This window comes from Aeromonas sp. WP2-W18-CRE-05, assembly GCF_014168615.1.
GTDB classification, from domain to species: Bacteria; Pseudomonadota; Gammaproteobacteria; order Enterobacterales; family Aeromonadaceae; genus Aeromonas; species Aeromonas caviae.
This window is the reverse complement of the sequence record NZ_AP021917.1, coordinates 1,579,358-1,596,199: the sequence shown is the minus strand read 5'-3', so window position 1 is coordinate 1,596,199 and position 16,842 is coordinate 1,579,358. Positions and strand designations below refer to the sequence as shown.

Sequence of the window (16,842 nt, the reverse complement as noted above, 5' to 3'; positions counted from 1 at the left end):
GTGAGCTGATTGTTCACTTTTTCATTGTTGATTAGAATATCGTCATAACCTGCAACAGTTTTGCGTTTATCGCAAAGGTGAATCCATGCTGGATCGCATCCGCATCCTGGCCCAGGTGGTGGAATCGGGCAGTTTCTCCCGTGCCGCCCGCGCCCTCAACCAGGCCCCCTCCTCCGTGACCCGTGCCATCGACGCCCTGGAGCAGCAGCTCGGGATCCCGCTCTTCAAGCGCAGCACCCGCCAACTGGTGCTGACCGAGCAGGGCGCCTATTTTCTCGCCCGCTCCCTGCCCCTGCTGGAGGAGGCGGATCAGCTGGTGCAATCCCTGCAACCCCTCTCGGTGACGCCAGAGGGGCCGCTGCGGGTCTCGGTGTTCGAGAGCTTCGGCGCGTCCTGGCTCTCTCCCCGCCTGCCCGACTTCCTCGCCCGCTACCCCGGGGTGCGCCTGGAGGTTGCGCTGGACAACCGCATGGTGGATCTCGATGCCGAGAACGTGGACGTGGCGGTGCGCATCGGCAAGCCCGCCGACAGCAGCCTGCACACTCGCCATCTGCTCACCAACCGCTCGCTGCTGGTCGCCTCCCCCGCCTATCTGGCCCGCCATGGCGAACCCGCCCATCCCGCCGAGCTGGCCCACCACAACTGCCTCATTCGCGGCCATGGGCGCCAACGCCAGCACTGGTACTTCCAGCAGGGCACGGAGCGCGAGAAGGTGGCGGTGCAGGGCAACCTTGCCTCGGTCGGGGGCACGCCCCTGCTCTGCGCCGCCCTCGCGGGGTGCGGCGTGCTGCTGCTGTCGAGCTGGATGGTGCAGCAAAGCATCGACGAGGGCACCCTGCTGCCGCTGCTGCCAGAGTGGCTCGCCTCCCCCTACGAGGATCGCCAGGACGAGATCCACGCGGTGTTTCGTGGCGGCCGCTTCCTCAAACCCCAGACCCGCGCCTTCATCGACTTTCTGGTCGAGGCGATCAGGCCCCTGCAAGGGCCGCGCTGACCGCAACAGGGCCTCCTGGCGAAGCGCTGAAAACGCAGACGCCGGGCACAGGGCCCGGCGTCTGGAAATGAGGGTCGCCACGGCGACCGCTCAGCGTGATTTTCGCCCGTCAGGGCTCGGGGAGAGCCCCCGGTAATCCCCGTAGGGGAAGATGTTGCGCAGGCGCTGGGCCACGGGCTCGGGGATGGAGCGGGAGAAGACCAGCCTCACCCCGTTGCCGTCCCGCAGGCCCAGAATGCGCCCGCGCACCGCCTCATGGTGCAGGATCTGGGTCGCCTGGGTCACAAAGCGCGGCGGCACCGAGCCCCGCTTCACCACCACCTTGCCCGGCGCGAGCCGGACCTCGAACAGGGCACCGCGCCCCAGCGTCATCAACCACCCGATCAGGGCTATCGCCACCAACAGAGACAACCAGGCCATTGCGTCTTCCTCCCGTCAACCCGATGTTCGCCAGTATAACCGGGGGCGCCTCACCATGACCCGGCCGCCATCACGCTTTCACTCACTGCCGGGCCTTATCGGCGCCCCTTGCCCCAGCCCACCAGGGTATCCCGATAGAGGGCGAGCAGGGCCTGATCCCGCACCGCGACCCCGACCTGCTGGGCCGGGCAGTGGGCCCACTCGTCATGGGGATGACGGGTGTCGTCAAACTTTTGCAGGGTATGGCCGATGGCGGGCCCCTCGGTGATGACCCGCACCGGCCCCTTGCGCAGGGTGAACAGCGCAGGATCGATCACATAGGCGATGGCGGAGGGATCGTGCACATGGCACCCCGCCATGCCGATGCGCTCGGAATAGAAGCGCAGGTAGAAGCGGCTGACATCCCACAGGAAGCGGCCCGGCTCCCCCGCATCATCCCGCAGGGCATCCAGATAGTCGGCGGTGAAGATGCTCTGCTGGGTGACGTCGAGCCCGATGATCACCAGGGGCCAGGGGGCGGTGAAGACCCGGTCCGCCGCATCGGGATCGTCGTGAATATTGGCCTCGGCATAGGGGGTCACGTTGCCGCGATGGCCGTTGACGCCAAAGGCGCCGCCCATCACGACCACTTCTTTCACCAGGGCGGCTACCTCGGGGGCCGCCTCGAGCGCCAGCGCCAGGTTGGTGAGGGGCCCGATGGTCACTAGCGTGATCTCGCCGGGGTGGGCCTTCACCGTCTCGACGATGTATTGCCAGGCCGGGCGGGGATCCGGGATGAGGGTCACCTCCCCCGCCTGGACGTCGCCAAACCCGCTCGGGCCGTGCACCACAGTGGTCGGGCCCACGGGCTCGCGTAGCAGCGGCGCGGCGGCGCCCCGGGCCACGTCCGCCTTCATGCCATATTTTTGCTTGAGCCAGAGGGTGTTGCGGGTGCCGTTTTCGATGGTGGCATTGCCAAACACAGTGGTGATGGCGAGCAATTCGATGGCGGGGTGCGCCTCGGCAAACAGAATGGCCATGGCATCGTCGATGCCGGGATCGGTATCCAGAATGATCTTGTGGGTCATGGGTCCTCCGTGAAACGAGAGGCCAGTGTAGCGGGCCGTCGCCGCTTTGACAGCACCGGGATCACAACCTCGGGGTTTCCTTTGCATCAGGCATCCTGGCGGGACCACTCGCCCTTGGGGTCAGGGCAGGAGTCACTCGGAAGGGGCGACCACCGCCTCCTCTCCCCTGGCGGTGCGTTTCAGTTGCCCCATGAATTGCTTGAAATGGGGGAGAAACCCCTTGAACAGCTCCTCTTTGCGATGCTGCATCATGACTTCGCCAAACAGCTTCAACCCGACGATAAACGCCTGATGTTCCTGCTCCGACATGGGCAGCTTCCCCTTGCTGAGCGCCAGGATGGCAAAGATGTCGTCGTGATTCTGGCAGTCGAACTGCAACGGGGGCACCTCGCGCTCCAGCGCCTGGACCTGTACACGATAGCTGTGTGGCATCTTTCATCTCCTCTCGGGCTGGGCTTTTGCCCATATGGTTGATAAAATCAATTAAACCCTTTTAAGTTGACTTTATCAACCATGAAGTTGTCAAACCGCCTCTTCCGGATCCTCGATCAGTACAAAATCGCCATGACGCAGCATTTCCGGGCACAGCAGATCGCCCTTAGCCCCCTCCATTACAAGGTGCTGCAACTGATCCATGCGCTGGATCCCGCCACGCCGCAGCTCATTGCGCAGCGGTCGGGCCGCGACAAGGCGCAGGTGACGCGCCTGCTGCAGGAGATGGAGAAACAGGGGCTCATCGAGAAGAGGCCCCATCCCACTGACAGACGCAGCATCTGTCTGGCCTTGACCCCGCTGGCCTGCGAGCGGGTCAACCAGGGGGAGCAGGAGGCCGCACGGCTCGACGAACGGCTGTGTTCCCTGCTGACGCCGGCGGAGATAGCGCAGTTGCAGCAACTGCTGGACAAGATAGAAAAAGGGCTTGAGTCGACCGATTAGGGTCAGCGTCAGGGGCCCGCTGCCTGATTTGTGGCCAACCAGCGCGGCCTGCGCTGGCGGCGCCTTGTGAGCCACTCCCGGAGATGGTATCACTGGCCCCACTCTCCCCTTCCCGCCGAGGCGCCATCGTGATCACCCTGATTAAAGAGTCCGACCAGTTGAAAATGCCCTGGAAGAACAGGCAGGGCACCACAGCCCAGATCCTGATCTCCCCCCCTGGTTCGACCCTGGACAAGCTCGACTTTGACTACCGGCTGAGCTCGGCCCCCATCAAGGAAGCGGGGAGTTTCTCCCGCTTTCCCGGCTACCAACGCATCCTGCTGCCCGTCAGCGGTGCCGGTTTCGTGCTCAACGGCCACCCCTACGCCACCTTCGAGGCGGCCCACTTCAGCGGGGATGACGAGACCCGCTGCGAGCTGCTGAAAAAAGAGGTGACGGATCTCGGGCTCATCTACCACCCCGCGCGCATCAGCGCCAACGTGCGGGTGCTGAACCTGCCCTTCCCCCTCAGCCTCACCCTGGAGGTGGACAAGTGCTACCTCTGCCACCTGCTGGAAGGCCAGCTCACCGTGCAGGGACAGCAGGTCGCACCGGGCGAGACCCTGGTGGTACAGGGGGAGGAGAGCATCCGCTTCGAGTGCGGGAAGAAGACCACCCTCGCCTTCTTTACCCTGCAGCCCAAGCAGGCCGCCGTTTAACGCCGGGGGGCTCGGCCCCCGCTGTCGAGGCAGGCCTGCATGGTGTCATAGGGGGTATAGTGCCTGGTGCGGCTGTAGTAGGTGCCGCCCTTGGGGTGACAAATGCCGCTCCGGCTCTTCTTCACCGGGGGCTCGGCGGCCAGCGCGATGGCACACAGCAGCATCAGGCAACAGCCAAGCATCCATTTCACTGCGTTCATGCTCTCTTTTCCGAAGGGGCGTAGGCGGGCCACTGGCCCATTTGCGGCCTATTCTACGCCGCTCATCTCCTTGCCACCCCAGACCAGATCATGAAAGCACTGCGACGCAGCGCAAGCGAAGACAAAAAAGCCGGGACCCTCCCGGCTTTTGCTTGTGCTGGCGGCGACACGCCCCTTGGCACTACCCCACCTTGAAGCTGCCCTTCATCAGGGCGAAGTGGCCCGGGAAGGAGCAGAAGAAGGTGAGATCCTTGCCCGCCAGGCCGTCGGTCTTGAAGGTGACGCTGGTGCTCTCGCCGCCCCCCACCAACTTGGTGTGGGCCAGGATCCTGGGGTCATCCTTGGGCAGGTAGTCGTGATCGACCCCGGCGCTCATGCCGGCGGTGGCGATAGCCTGATAGTCGGCGGTGTTGGCCAGCACCCAGTTGTGGCCCATGTTGGCCACCGGCAGCTTGCCCGTGTGATTGAGGGTCACCGTCACCTCCTTGCAGGTGGCCGGCACGCTCATCGCGGTCTGGTTGTACTGCATGGCGTCATTGCCTTCGATCACCAGTGCGCACTCGTCGGCCAGGACAGGGGTGGCGAGGGAGCCAAGAAGCAGCAGGGTTAACACCTTTTTCATCATTTTCTCCTTTGATTGACGAAGGATGACAGCACAGGCATCTCGCCCCCGTGGGCGCGACCCGCAAAGATGCTGTCAGGATCGATCTTCATTGTATTCAAATGTCACCGAAGGACGACCGCTTTTGGGCCAGCCTGCGGGCCCGGTCACTTCTTTTCTCCCGACCCCGGGCCCAAAGCGGGTTGATCACATCCCCGTCTGGCTTAATTATTTGCGGCCTTCCCGCCCACGGCCACTCGCCAACACCGCAGCCGTTGGCTAAGCTGCTCCCCCGTCGATGACTCCCGCGAGAATGAGAGATGAAGTTCCCCTTTGCGCCTGCGCTGACGCGCACCCTGCTGCTCTCCCTGATCCTGCTGCTTGGCGCCTGCCAACCGGCCCCGACCCAGACCCGCATCCAGGGCAATACCATGGGCACCTATTATGCGGTAACCCTGAGCGACCCCTTCCCCGGCGGACAGGGGGCACTGCATCAGGAGGTGGAGGCACTGCTGGCACGCCTGAACAAGGAGATCTCCACCTATGATCCGGGCTCCCTCATCTCCCGCTTCAATCAGGGAACGGGGCAGCCCCCCCAGGTCATCCCGGCCACCATGGCGAAGATTGTGCAACAGGGCATTGACGCCGGGCACCTCACCCGGGGGGTTCTCGATGTCACCGTGGGCCCCCTGGTCAACCTCTGGGGCTTCGGGCCGGACAAGCGCCCGGTCAGGCGGCCCAGCGCAGAGCAGATCGCCAAGGCGCGGGAGCGGGTCGGCATCGACAAGCTCACCCTGACCCCCGAGGGGGATCACTTCCTGCTCGGCAAGGCCATCCCAGACCTCTATCTGGATCTCTCCACCCTGGGCGAGGGGGCGGCCTCCGACGAGATAGCCGGGCTGCTGGAACAAAAAGGGGTCCACAACTACCTCATCGAGGTGGCGGGGGCGGTGCGCAGCAAGGGGCACAACGACAAGGGCAATCCCTGGCGGGTGGCCATCGTCGAGCCCTCGGACAGACCGGGCGCCATCGAGGATGTGGTGACCCCGAACGGCATGGCGGTGAGCACCGCCGGCAGCTATCGCAACTATTACGAGCTCGACGGCAAGCGCTACTCCCACATCATCGATCCCGTCACCGGCGAGCCCGTGACCCACAAGCTGGTCTCCGCCACCGTCATCACCCCCACGGCCCTGGAGGCCGATGCCCTCGACACCGCCCTCATGGTGATGGGCCCCGAGCGGGCGATGGCCTTTGCCAGGGAGCACAAGCTGGCGGTCTATCTCATCGAGAAGACCGCCACGGGCTTTGCCGCCAGCCACACCCCCGAGTTTGCCCCCTATCTGGTGCGCAAGCAGCCCTGAATGACGAGGCCCCGCAGTGCGGGGCCTCGTTCACTGACCGCCTATTCGATGGGGATGCGGTGGGGCGCGGGGCTGGCCGCCTGCTTGGGCAGGCGCAGGGTGAGGATGCCGTTGTCAAAGCGGGCGCTCACCTGCTCTGGCGACACCTCCACCGGCAGCTCGACGCTGCGCGACACGCTGCCATAGTAGCGCTCGCTGCGCAGGGCCCGTTCATCCTTGTTCTGGCTGTCAAACTGGCGGATCTCCGCCTTCAGGGTCACCAGCTTGCCGTGCACGTCCACGTGGATGTCCTCCTTCGCCACCCCGGGCAATTCCGCCTGCAGCAGGTAGTCATTCCCGCTCTCCCGCAGATCCAGCTTGATCTGGCTGGGCAACGGGTCCCCGTGCAGGGGGCGGATGTAGAAGCCGGAGGCCATGTCGTGGAACAGGTCATCAAACAGGCTGGTGCGACTCGGTAGCAAACTCATCTGATCCCTCCTTGTGAGCGGGTAAGGGAGCAGACGGGCACCCTGCCCTCTGCCGCCTCCCTCATGCTGACGCTCTTCAAGTCTAAAAACCGGGACGGCGCCTGCCAGTGCCAACTCGCCTTCCCTTGACCGGGATCAAAGGCAAGACACCTTTTTTTCACCCAAGGTCTGCGGGAAAAACCGGGGCCCCTCCCCATGTGCAATTGCCTGCCTGCGGACTTTGGTGGCACACTTCTCCCACCAGCCCGTAGCGCCTTGATGCCAGACAGATGCAGACACCGGACTCCGTACCCGAGAAGAAACCCCAGCCCAAGCCCAAGCGCATCCTGCTGGTCAACGAACAGCGTTCCTTCCAGATGATGATGAAGGCGATGCTGATCAACATCGGCATCAACCGCATCACCTACACCAACTCCGCCGACGAGGCGCGCCGCCGCTGCCAGAAAGAGAGCTTCGACATCTATCTGCTCGACTATGAGCTGGGGGCGGGCGAGAACGGCCGCCAGTTGCTGGAAAGCCTGCGGGATCAGCAACTCATTCCGCCCCAGAGCGTGGTGATCATGGTCAGCAGCGACGGCTCCCGCGCCATGGTGCTGAGCGCGCTGGAAGCCGAGCCCGACGAATACCTGATGAAGCCCTTCTCCCAGGAGCAGTTCTCGTTTCGCCTCAAACGCGCCCTCGCCCGTCGCCAGGCACTGGAGAGCGTCTTCAGCGCCCTCACCCGGGACGATCTGCCCGCCCTGGTGGAGGCCTGTGCCAAACAGGCGGACGCCGTGCCCCGCTTTGCCAACTTCTGCCGCTGCCTGCAGGCCGACACCCAGCTCAAGCTGGGCCAGGCCAAGGAGGCCCGCAGCCTGATGCGCCAGCTGCTGGCAGGGCAGGAGAACAGCTGGGCTCGCCTCACCCTGGGCAAGGCGTGCCATACCCTGGGTCTGCATGAGGAGGCGGTGAGCCACCTGCAAGCCACCCTGAAACACACACCCCTGATGGTGGAGGCCTACCTCTGGCTCGCGGAGTCCCTGCTGGCGCTGGGCAATGACGAACAGGCCCAGCAGGAGCTGCGCCGGGCGGTGGACATCTCTCCTCAGTCGGTGCAGCTCTCCCGCCGTCTGGCGGAGGTGTGCCTGCAACGGCACGACTACGCCCAGGCCAAGGACGTGCTGCTCGCCCTCATCGACTTGTCGCGCAACTCGATCCACCGCACGCCGCATTATCTCGGGGCCTATATCCAGACCCTCACTCTCTACGCCCTCAACAGCAACGACGGCTACCACATCGCCAACCTGCAAAAGCAGGTGAACTCCGCCCTGTCGCGCATCCGCGACTCCCTGATGATGTCGGAGTTCAACTACCCGGTGTTCGAGCAGATCTGCCAGGCCCGGGTGCGCATCGCCCTGGGGGAGCTGCTAAAGGGCAAGAAGATGCTCTATCGCGCCAACCAGAACTGGCTGGACGAGCCCGCCACCATGCCTCCGGCCCTCCTTGGCGAGACCATACTCGCCCTCTATCAGCTCGGGGAGTTCGAGTACGCCGAGAGCCTGCAATCCCTGCTGGCGGAGGATGAGGATCGGCTGCTCACCACCTGCATCCAGGTGACCCGGGATGACAAGACGGTGCAGGAGCGGCGCCAGCGCTATCAGCAGCTCAACGATCTGGGCATCAAGGCCTATCAGGCCGGGGAGCTGGAGCAGGCCCTCGGCCACTTTCGCGAGGCCCTGCGCCGGGCGCCCGCCAATACCGGCGCCGCCCTCAACAAGATCCAGGTGCTGCTGCAACTCATGCAGAAGAACCGCAAGAGCCCGGAGTTTGGCGCCGAGTGCAAGGAGACCCTGGAGGTGCTGGAGGGCATCCCCCTCAACCCCGCCCAGCAGGAACGTTTTCGCAAGCTGCGCCAGGAATATCATCAGCACAGCTGATATCCCCCCTCCTCCCCTCACCTATGCTGATACTGACTCAGGGAAGGGAGGGGCAACACCATGGCAATGTGCCGATACCTGGTGGCCGATGGCCGCCACTGCACCGAAGAGGCAGGGGATCATGATCTCTGCCGCTGGCACGACCCCGCTGCGGCCCACAACACCCCTGATACCGCCCAGGCGCTGGAGCGCTATGTGCGCCAGGGAGGCCTGTGCCACGGCCTGCAACTGGCCCGCGCCGAGCTGGCGGATCTCAACCTGGTGAACAGGCAGGGTCCGGAGGGATTCTTGCTGGAGCAGTGCAACCTCTATCGCGCCAACCTGCGGGGGGCCCATCTCTTCGGCATTCGCATCAAGGGCGGCAGCCTGATGAAGGCCGATCTGAGCGAAGCGAACCTCCACTGCGCTACCCTCGACGACGTCAACCTGCTCGGCATCCGCTGGAAGAACACCCGCCTCGACAACCTGGAGACGGGCAAGCGGCTGATGCAGGACAGAAAGGGGCGCCGCGAGCGGGACCCGGCGCAGGCCCGCGTCTGGTTCAAGGAGGCGGAGGAAACCTACCGGGATCTGCGCAAGGCCTCGGAGGCCCAGGGCATCTTCACCATGTCCGGTCGCTACATCCAGCAGGAGCTCACCATGCGCCGCCTGCAGATGCCGTTCTGGTCCTACCGCCGCTTCGCCTCCTGGATAGTGGATCTCTTCTGCGGCTACGGCGAGGCCCCGATGCGGGTGGTGCTCTTCTCCCTGCTGCTCATCGTCATCTGCAGCATTTTTTACTTCTTCTGCGGCCTCAACTTCGCGGGCACCCACCTCATCTATCGCCCGGACGCCCCCCTGGAGCAGAACGCCATCTTCCTGATGGAGTGCCTCTACTACAGCGTGGTGACCTTCACCACGCTGGGGTATGGGGACTTCACCCCGGTGGGGTTGTCGCGGATCTTCGCCGCCTTCGAAGCCTTTACCGGCAGCTTCACGCTGGCGCTGTTCGTGGTGGTGTTTGTCAAGAAGATGACCCGCTAGAAACCTGTCCACGATCCTGCTGGGAGGCTGCTTCCAAGGCTCATGTGCAGCTCGCTTATGTGTCGCCAGGCGCTCCCATGTATACATATGCGCTCAGGTTCCTCTGCTGCGCGTCACCTTGCTGACAGACTCTCGCGACAGATCGTGAACAGATTCCCGAGCCGCTGCGCCAGTCACAGCCACCGAACTTGCATCCATCGCGGATTCCTAGTCCAATAAGCGACGAACAAAAACGACATGAGCACCCCGAACATGAAGATCATCTCTTTCAATATCAATGGCCTGCGCGCCCGTCTTCATCAGTTGCAAGCCCTTATCGACAAGCACCAGCCGGACGTGATCGGCCTGCAGGAGATCAAGGTGCACGACGAAGCCTTCCCGGTCGCGGACGTGGAGGCCATGGGCTACCACGTGGTCTTCCACGGCCAGAAGGGGCACTACGGGGTCGCCATCATGAGCAAGCAGGCTCCCATCGAGGTGCAAAAGGGCTTCCCCACCGATCCGGAAGATGCCCAGCGCCGCATGATCATGGCCAGCTTCAAGCGGGAAGACGGCTCCGTCATCAAGGTGATGAACGGCTACTTCCCCCAGGGGGAGAGCCAGGATCACGAGACCAAGTTCCCGGCCAAGCAGAAGTTCTATGAAGACCTGCAGCACTACCTCGAGACCCACCACACCCCGGACGACCAGATAGCGCTGATCGGGGATATGAACATCTCCCCCACGGATCTCGACATCGGCATCGGCGAGGCGAACCGCAAGCGCTGGCTGCGGGATGGCAAGTGCTCCTTCCTGCCCATCGAGCGGGAATGGATGGAGCGGCTCAAGGGGTTCGGACTCACCGACACCTTCCGCGCCGCCAACCCCACCGAGTGCGAGCGCTTCTCCTGGTTCGACTACCGCTCCAGGGGCTTTGACGAGAACCGGGGCCTGCGCATCGACCTCATCATGGCCTCCGACGCCCTCAAGGACAAAGTGACCGAGACCGGCATCGACTACGAGCTGCGCGGCATCGACAAGCCATCGGATCACGCCCCCATCTGGACCTGCTTCGCCTGATCCCCACGCCAGGCTAGCCCTCGCCAAAAGAACCTGCCCCCGCCCATGCGGGGGCTTTTTTTGTTCACTGCCCCGCCCTTTCTTAATCCATGTCAATTCCCAGGCAGACGGCGCTTGCCAGGCCTTGACCTTCTCCTTTCGGCAAGGTTTAGATTCGGCCCATCCGTCACAGGGAAACCACCCATGCTCTCATCGAGATTGCCCACCACGTTCATCGCCCGGCTGTTGCTGGGGCTGATGCTCGTCTGCAATCTCACCCTGTGCATCGGCTGGCATGGGGCGGCCACCGCCCTGCCAAGCAGTGCATCCGCATCCATCCTGACTCCGGCGCAGCTCCCCTTGTCTCATGGACGGCACCAGAGCGAGCCGATGCAGCACACCGCCATGCACCAGGCCGACACAGCCTCCCTCTCCTGCCACGGCGGCCCCCAGAGTGAGGCGGCCCCGCCCGGGGAGGAGTGCCAGATGCAGAGCGGCGTCTTCGGCGCCACCAGTGCGCCGCCCCTGCTCGGCCTGCTGCTGTCACTGCTGCTTCCCCTGCTGTTGTTCCCTTCGTGGCGCGTCGCCCCCCTGCTGGACAACTGGTTGCGGGATCCCTTCCTGCGATCCCGCGGCACCCACCCTCCCTCCTGGCCACGCCGACACCTGATGTTGTCGGTGCTGCGCCACTAGAAAGCGCTTCTCTCGCGGCAGCGACAAGCCTCGGCTTGCCCGTTTTCTGCCGCCTTGCCTGACCCTGTGACGACTGGCCCCGCCAGTAACAGGGAGCCGTGCGTTCGCTGACTCGTCAGCAACGCCCCGTTTGCCGCCTCGTGGTGATGCCCTGCCCGCGCACACCACCACACAGGCGGCCTGACAGAAGAGAAGAGATATCATGTCATCCACCCCCGTTATCCGGTCTGCCTGCACGCGGCCGTGCCAGTCCCCCCTTCGCCTCCTGTGCGTCGGAGGCTTGTCATGAACAAGACGCTGTTGATGTCCGCCCTGCTGCTCGCCCTCGGCGCCGGTGGCGGCTACTGGGCCGCCAAACAGACCGGTGCAGGCCCCGCCGCCAAAGAGAAGACGCCGCTCTACTGGGTCAACCCCATGGATCCCCGCGACAAGCGCGACGGCCCAGCCAAGGACAACATGGGGATGGACTTTATCCCCGTCTATGAGGAAAAACAGGGCGGCTCACCGGGCACAGTCACCATCAGCCCCGAGATCCAGCAGAATCTTGGGGTGCGGCTCGCCAAGGTGGAGAAGCTCCCCATCCACCAGCAGATCGAGACGGTGGGCTACGTCGGCTATGACGAGGACAGGCTGGAGGCGGTCAACGCCCGCATGGCGGGCTGGGTCCGCACCCTCGCCATCAAGAGCGAGGGACAGCAGGTGAGCAAGGGAAGCCTTATCTACGAGCTCTATGCCCCGGATCTGGTCAACGCCCAGCACGAGTATCTGCTCGCCCTCAACACCAGCAACCCTCTGTTGCTGCGCGCCGCCGAAGGCAAGCTCAAGTCCCTGCAGGTACCGGCGGATCAGATAGCGGCCCTCAAACGCACCCGTCAGGTGCAGGAGACGGTGCGCATCTATGCCCCCAGCAGCGGCTATGTCTCCGAGCTGAAGGTACGCGAAGGCCAGTATGTGGAGCCCGCCGCGGCGCTCTTTAACATCAGTACCCTCAAGCAGGTGTGGGTGAGTGCCGAGGTGTTCGAGCGTCAGGCGGCCCAGCTGAAGGTAGGCGATCCGGTCACCATGACCCTCGACTATGCCCCCGGCCGCCACTGGCAGGGCCGGGTCGATTACCTCTACCCGACTCTGGATGCCACCACCCGTACTCTCAAGGTACGGCTGCGCTTTGCCAACCCGGACGAGTTCCTGAAACCCAATATGTTCGCCAAGGTGACCATTCAGGCGGGCAAGGGAGAGCCGCAATTGGTGGTGCCGAGCGAAGCGGTGATCCGCACCGGCAGCCAGGACCGGCTGGTGCTGGCGCTGGGGGATGGCAACTTCAAGTCGGTCGCCGTCACTCTGGGCCCCCAGTTTGGCGACAAGGTGGCCATCAAGGCAGGGGTAGAGGCTGGGGATAACATCGTCAGCTCGGCCCAGTTCCTGCTCGACTCGGAATCGGCCATCGATTCTGACTTCCAGCGCATGACGGCGGTACGCCCCGCCCAGGTGTGGACCCAGGGGGAGGTTGAAAGCATCGATCTGGCCAACCGTACCCTGATGGTCTCCCACCAGCCCATCCCCGAGTGGCAGTGGCCCGCCATGGAGATGGAGTTCACCGTGGCAGATGGGGTCGATATCAGCAAGCTGGCCGAGGGGCAGACCCTCCATCTGCAAGTGATGCAGGAGGGTGATGAGTACCGCATCACCACTATCCATCAGGAGAAGTCACCCGCTACTGACGGCGACGCCAAGCCTGTGGCAGATGAGATGGGCAAGATGGAAGGCATGGACCATAGCCAGCATCAGATGGCGATGCCCGAGATGGAGAAGAAGTCATGATCCCTGCCATCATTCGCTACGTTGCCAACAAACAGGCTCAGCTCTCTGCACCCAATGAGCAAGGAGCCCAATCATGATCCCGTCAATCATTCGCTGGTCCATCGGCAACCGCTTTCTGGTGCTGCTATTGACCCTCATGCTCACCGCCTGGGGACTCTGGTCGGTGAAGCAGACTCCGGTGGACGCCCTGCCGGATCTCTCCGACGTGCAGGTGATCATCAAGACGGCCTACCCGGGCCAGGCGCCTCAGGTGGTGGAGGATCAGGTGACCTACCCGCTCACCACCGCCATGCTGGCGGTGCCGGGGGCGACCACGGTGCGCGGCTACTCCTTCTTCGGTGACTCCTTCGTCTATGTGCTGTTTGACGACAGCACCGACCTCTACTGGGCCCGCGCCCGGGTGCTGGAGTATTTGAGCCAGGTCGCACCCAACCTGCCCGCCTCCGCCCGCCCCCAGCTCGGCCCCGATGCCACCGGGGTGGGCTGGGTCTATCAGTACGCGCTGGTGGACAGAACCGGCAAGTATGACCTGAGCGAGCTCACCTCGCTGCAAAACTGGTTCCTCAAGTACGAGTTGCAGACGGTAGATGGGGTCTCCGAAGTCGCCACCGTGGGCGGCATGGTGCGCCAGTATCAGGTGCGGGTCGACCCGGACAAGCTGCGCGCCTACGGCATTCCGCTCTCCCTTATCGAGACCGCCATCAAGCAGGGCAACCAGGAGACCGGCGCCTCCGTCATCGAGATGGCGGAAGCGGAGTATATGGTGCGCTCGAATGGCTATCTGAAAAGCGTGGAGGACTTAAAACAGATACCCCTCGGTACCACTGTGCGCGGTGCCCCGCTGCTGCTGGGCGACGTAGCGGATGTGGTCACCGGGCCCCAGAGCCGGCGCGGTCTGGCCGAGCTCAACGGCGAAGGGGAAGTGGTGGGCGGCATCATCGTCATGCGTTACGGCGAGAATGCCCAGCACACCATCGACGGGGTCAAGGCGCGACTCGCCCAGCTGAAAAGCAGTCTGCCGGAGGGGGTGGAGGTGGTCACAGTCTACGATCGCTCCGACCTTATCCAGCGCGCCATCGACAACCTCTCCGGCAAGCTGGTGGAGGAGTTCGCGGTGGTGGTGCTGGTCTGCCTCGGCTTCCTGTTCCACCTTCGCTCATCCCTGGTGGTGGTCATCTCCTTGCCCATCGCCATCCTGACCGCCTTTATCGTGATGCACCTGCAGGGGATCAACGCCAACATCATGTCCCTCGGCGGCATCGCCATCGCCATCGGCGCCATGGTGGATGGCGCCATCGTGATGATCGAGAACGTCCACAAGCATATGGAGCGGGAGACGCTCACCGACAAGAACCGCTGGCGCATCATCACCGAGGCGAGCATAGAGGTGGGCCCCGCCATCTTCTTCTCCCTGCTGATCATCACCATCAGCTTCCTGCCGGTGTTTGCGCTGGAGGCGCAGGAGGGGCGGATGTTCCACCCCCTCGCCTACACCAAGACCTACGCCATGGCGGCCGCGGCCGGGCTCGCCATCACCCTGGTGCCGGTGATCATGGGCTACTTCATCCGCGGCAAGGTGCTGGCGGAGCAGGCCAACCCGCTCAACCGCTGGCTGAGCCAGGGCTATGTGCCTTTGCTCAAGGCCGTCCTGGCCCGCCCGAAAACCACCCTGGCCATCGCCGCCGTGGTGACGGTGGCGGGCTTCTGGCCGCTCAAGTACCTGGGTTCCGAGTTTATTCCGCCGCTCGATGAGGGGGACATCATGTATATGCCCACCACAGCAGCAAATATCTCGGTGGGCAAGGCGCGAGAGATTTTACAGCAGACCGACAAGCTCATTCGCACCGTGCCCGAGGTGCAGAACGTGTTCGGCAAGGCGGGGCGCGCCGAATCGGCCACCGACCCCGCCGACCTGGTGATGATGGAGACCAGCATCCAGCTCAAGCCACGCGACCAATGGCGCCCCGGCATGACCCCGGAAAAGCTCAAAGAAGAGCTCGACTCCCTCATCCGCTTCCCCGGTCTCACCAACGCCTGGGTGCCCCCCATCAAGACCCGCATCGACATGCTGGCCACCGGCATCAAGACCCCGGTGGGCATCAAGATTGCGGGGCCCGATCTCAAGGTGATCCAGCAGCTCGGCCAGCAGCTGGAACAGATCGTCGGCAAGGTGGAGGGCGCCTCATCGGTCTACGCCGAGCGGGTAGCGGGCGGCCGCTATGTGAAGGTGGACATCGACCGGCTGAAAGCGGCCCGTTACGGCCTCAATATCGCTGACGTGCAGGCGGTGCTCGCCACCGCGGTGGGCGGCATGGAGGTGGGTCAGACCATCGAGGGGCGCGAGCGTTATCCCATCAACCTGCGCTATCCCCAGAGCTATCGCGATTCGGTGGCCAGCCTCGAACTGCTGCCCCTGGTCACCCCCAAGGGTGAGCGGATCGCCCTGGCGGACGTGGCGCGGGTCTACATCAGCGACGAGGCGCCCATGCTGCGCAGTGAAAACGCGCGCCTCAACGGCTGGGTCTACGTCGATATTCGCGGCCGCGATATCGGCTCCTTCGTCGATGAGGCCAAGGCCGAGGTGGACAAACAGCTGGTGCTGCCGGCGGGCTACGCCCTCACCTGGTCCGGGCAGTACGAGTACATGGAGCGGGCCAAGGCACGCCTCGCCTACGTGGTGCCATTGACCGTCGCCATCATCGTGCTGCTGCTCTATCTGGCGTTTCGCCGCTTCCAGGAGGTGCTGCTCATTCTCACCACCTTGCCGCTGGCGGTGGTGGGCGGGATCTGGACCCTCTGGCTGCTCGACTTCAACCTCTCGGTGGCGGTCGGGGTGGGCTTTATCGCCCTGGCGGGGGTGTCGGTGGAGACCGGCGTCCTGATGCTGGTCTACCTCAACCACGCCTGGGATGACCTCGTGGCCAGCGGCAAGCCGGACCAGGCGGGCCTGCACCGGGCGGTGATCCACGGCGCCGCCCTGCGCCTGCGCCCCAAGATGATGACGGTGGTGACCATCATCGCAGGCCTTCTGCCCATCATGTGGAGCCACGGCACCGGCTCCGAGGTGATGCAGCGCATCGCCGCCCCCATGATTGGCGGCATGGTGAGCGCGCTGGTGCTGACCCTGCTGGTACTGCCTGCGGCCTATTACCTGTGGCGCAGCCGCAACCTGCCTGCTTATCAACAATCCGAATGACCCGATTTCCCAACCCTTTTCGACTGAACGATTGAAGGAAAACACCATGAACTACAAGACGCTGACCCTGACATTGCTGCTCGGCCTTGCCACCCACACCGGCCTGCAGGCTGCCGAGATGATGAACCATCAGGGCCACGACATGAGCCAGATGGGGCAAATGGAGGGCATGAGCGAGATGGGCGACATCATGATGACCAAGGGGGTCATCAGCCGCATCGACGCGGCCAACGGCAAGGTCGGCATCAAGCACGAGGCCATCGCGAACCTCAAGATGCCGGCGATGACCATGGTGTTTCGGGTGGCCGATCCCGCACTGCTCAAGGATCTGAAAGTGGGGGATGCGGTGCGCTTTCACGCCGAAAACCCGGCCGGCAAGCTCACCGTGACCGCTATCCAGAAACGGTAACC

17 protein-coding genes are annotated in these 16,842 nt (G+C 64.0%); 11 read left to right on the top strand and 6 right to left on the bottom strand.

Going from position 1 to position 16,842, the window contains the following annotated elements:
- Positions 1-85: 85 nt before the first annotated feature.
- Positions 86-994, top strand: a complete 909-nt coding sequence (locus tag H7R73_RS07680) for a LysR family transcriptional regulator (RefSeq protein ID WP_041214823.1) — start codon at positions 86-88, stop codon at positions 992-994.
- A gap of 90 nt (positions 995-1,084) precedes the next feature.
- Here the strand turns inward: H7R73_RS07680 and H7R73_RS07675 are convergent, their stop codons facing one another.
- The 3 genes from H7R73_RS07675 to H7R73_RS07665 all read right to left on the bottom strand — a co-directional run bounded on the left by H7R73_RS07675 (position 1,085) and on the right by H7R73_RS07665 (position 2,913).
- Positions 1,085-1,414 (bottom strand): DUF3634 family protein, encoded by a 330-nt coding sequence (locus H7R73_RS07675; protein WP_042881649.1) that lies wholly within the window; start codon positions 1,412-1,414, stop codon positions 1,085-1,087.
- A 95-nt stretch (positions 1,415-1,509) separates the two neighbouring features.
- The gene (locus H7R73_RS07670) at positions 1,510-2,481 is read right to left on the bottom strand and encodes a nucleoside hydrolase (RefSeq protein ID WP_103260470.1); all 972 of its coding nucleotides are present in this window, start codon (positions 2,479-2,481) and stop codon (positions 1,510-1,512) included.
- A 132-nt stretch (positions 2,482-2,613) separates the two neighbouring features.
- On the bottom strand, positions 2,614-2,913 hold the full coding sequence (locus H7R73_RS07665; protein ID WP_103260471.1) for a DUF3861 domain-containing protein: 300 nt from the start codon (positions 2,911-2,913) through the stop codon (positions 2,614-2,616).
- Between the two features lie 81 nt (positions 2,914-2,994).
- Between H7R73_RS07665 and H7R73_RS07660 the strand changes: the two genes are divergently transcribed.
- Complete coding sequence (locus H7R73_RS07660; protein ID WP_050498310.1) at positions 2,995-3,417, top strand: MarR family winged helix-turn-helix transcriptional regulator; 423 nt, start codon at positions 2,995-2,997, stop codon at positions 3,415-3,417.
- Positions 3,418-3,545: 128 nt separating this feature from the next.
- Positions 3,546-4,115, top strand: coding sequence for a HutD family protein (locus H7R73_RS07655; RefSeq protein ID WP_103261164.1), 570 nt, complete (start codon positions 3,546-3,548; stop codon positions 4,113-4,115).
- Here H7R73_RS07655 and H7R73_RS07650 read toward each other — a convergent pair.
- Positions 4,112-4,315 (bottom strand): hypothetical protein, encoded by a 204-nt coding sequence (locus tag H7R73_RS07650; protein WP_039039209.1) that lies wholly within the window; start codon positions 4,313-4,315, stop codon positions 4,112-4,114. The genes H7R73_RS07655 and H7R73_RS07650 overlap by 4 nt on opposite strands.
- A gap of 181 nt (positions 4,316-4,496) precedes the next feature.
- Positions 4,497-4,937 (bottom strand): azurin, encoded by a 441-nt coding sequence (gene azu, locus H7R73_RS07645; RefSeq protein WP_041213229.1) that lies wholly within the window; start codon positions 4,935-4,937, stop codon positions 4,497-4,499.
- Positions 4,938-5,236: 299 nt separating this feature from the next.
- Between azu and H7R73_RS07640 the strand changes: the two genes are divergently transcribed.
- Positions 5,237-6,280 (top strand): FAD:protein FMN transferase, encoded by a 1,044-nt coding sequence (locus H7R73_RS07640; RefSeq protein WP_103260472.1) that lies wholly within the window; start codon positions 5,237-5,239, stop codon positions 6,278-6,280.
- A gap of 41 nt (positions 6,281-6,321) precedes the next feature.
- On the opposite strand, the gene H7R73_RS07635 is transcribed toward H7R73_RS07640, so the two are convergent.
- Positions 6,322-6,747, bottom strand: coding sequence for an Hsp20/alpha crystallin family protein (locus H7R73_RS07635; RefSeq protein ID WP_103260473.1), 426 nt, complete (start codon positions 6,745-6,747; stop codon positions 6,322-6,324).
- Positions 6,748-7,016: 269 nt separating this feature from the next.
- On the opposite strand from H7R73_RS07635, the gene H7R73_RS07630 reads away from it, so the two are divergent.
- The 7 genes from H7R73_RS07630 (at position 7,017) to H7R73_RS07600 (ending at position 16,840) form a co-directional block, all read left to right on the top strand.
- On the top strand, positions 7,017-8,663 hold the full coding sequence (locus H7R73_RS07630) for a response regulator (RefSeq protein WP_042014219.1): 1,647 nt from the start codon (positions 7,017-7,019) through the stop codon (positions 8,661-8,663).
- Positions 8,664-8,723: 60 nt separating this feature from the next.
- Entirely contained in the window at positions 8,724-9,686 is a 963-nt protein-coding gene (locus H7R73_RS07625) for an ion channel (protein ID WP_103260474.1), read from the top strand.
- Positions 9,687-9,938: 252 nt separating this feature from the next.
- Entirely contained in the window at positions 9,939-10,745 is an 807-nt protein-coding gene (gene xthA / locus H7R73_RS07620) for an exodeoxyribonuclease III (protein WP_010673667.1), read from the top strand.
- 183 nt (positions 10,746-10,928) lie between these two features.
- Positions 10,929-11,417 carry a hypothetical protein gene (locus H7R73_RS07615; RefSeq protein WP_103260475.1) on the top strand — a complete coding sequence of 163 codons (489 nt, stop codon included), beginning with the start codon at positions 10,929-10,931 and terminating at the stop codon, positions 11,415-11,417.
- A gap of 285 nt (positions 11,418-11,702) precedes the next feature.
- Complete coding sequence (locus H7R73_RS07610; protein ID WP_182951599.1) at positions 11,703-13,235, top strand: efflux RND transporter periplasmic adaptor subunit; 1,533 nt, start codon at positions 11,703-11,705, stop codon at positions 13,233-13,235.
- 73 nt (positions 13,236-13,308) lie between these two features.
- Entirely contained in the window at positions 13,309-16,431 is a 3,123-nt protein-coding gene (locus H7R73_RS07605) for an efflux RND transporter permease subunit (protein WP_182951598.1), read from the top strand.
- 46 nt (positions 16,432-16,477) lie between these two features.
- The gene (locus H7R73_RS07600) at positions 16,478-16,840 is read left to right on the top strand and encodes a copper-binding protein (RefSeq protein WP_041214815.1); all 363 of its coding nucleotides are present in this window, start codon (positions 16,478-16,480) and stop codon (positions 16,838-16,840) included.
- Positions 16,841-16,842: the final 2 nt, after the last annotated feature.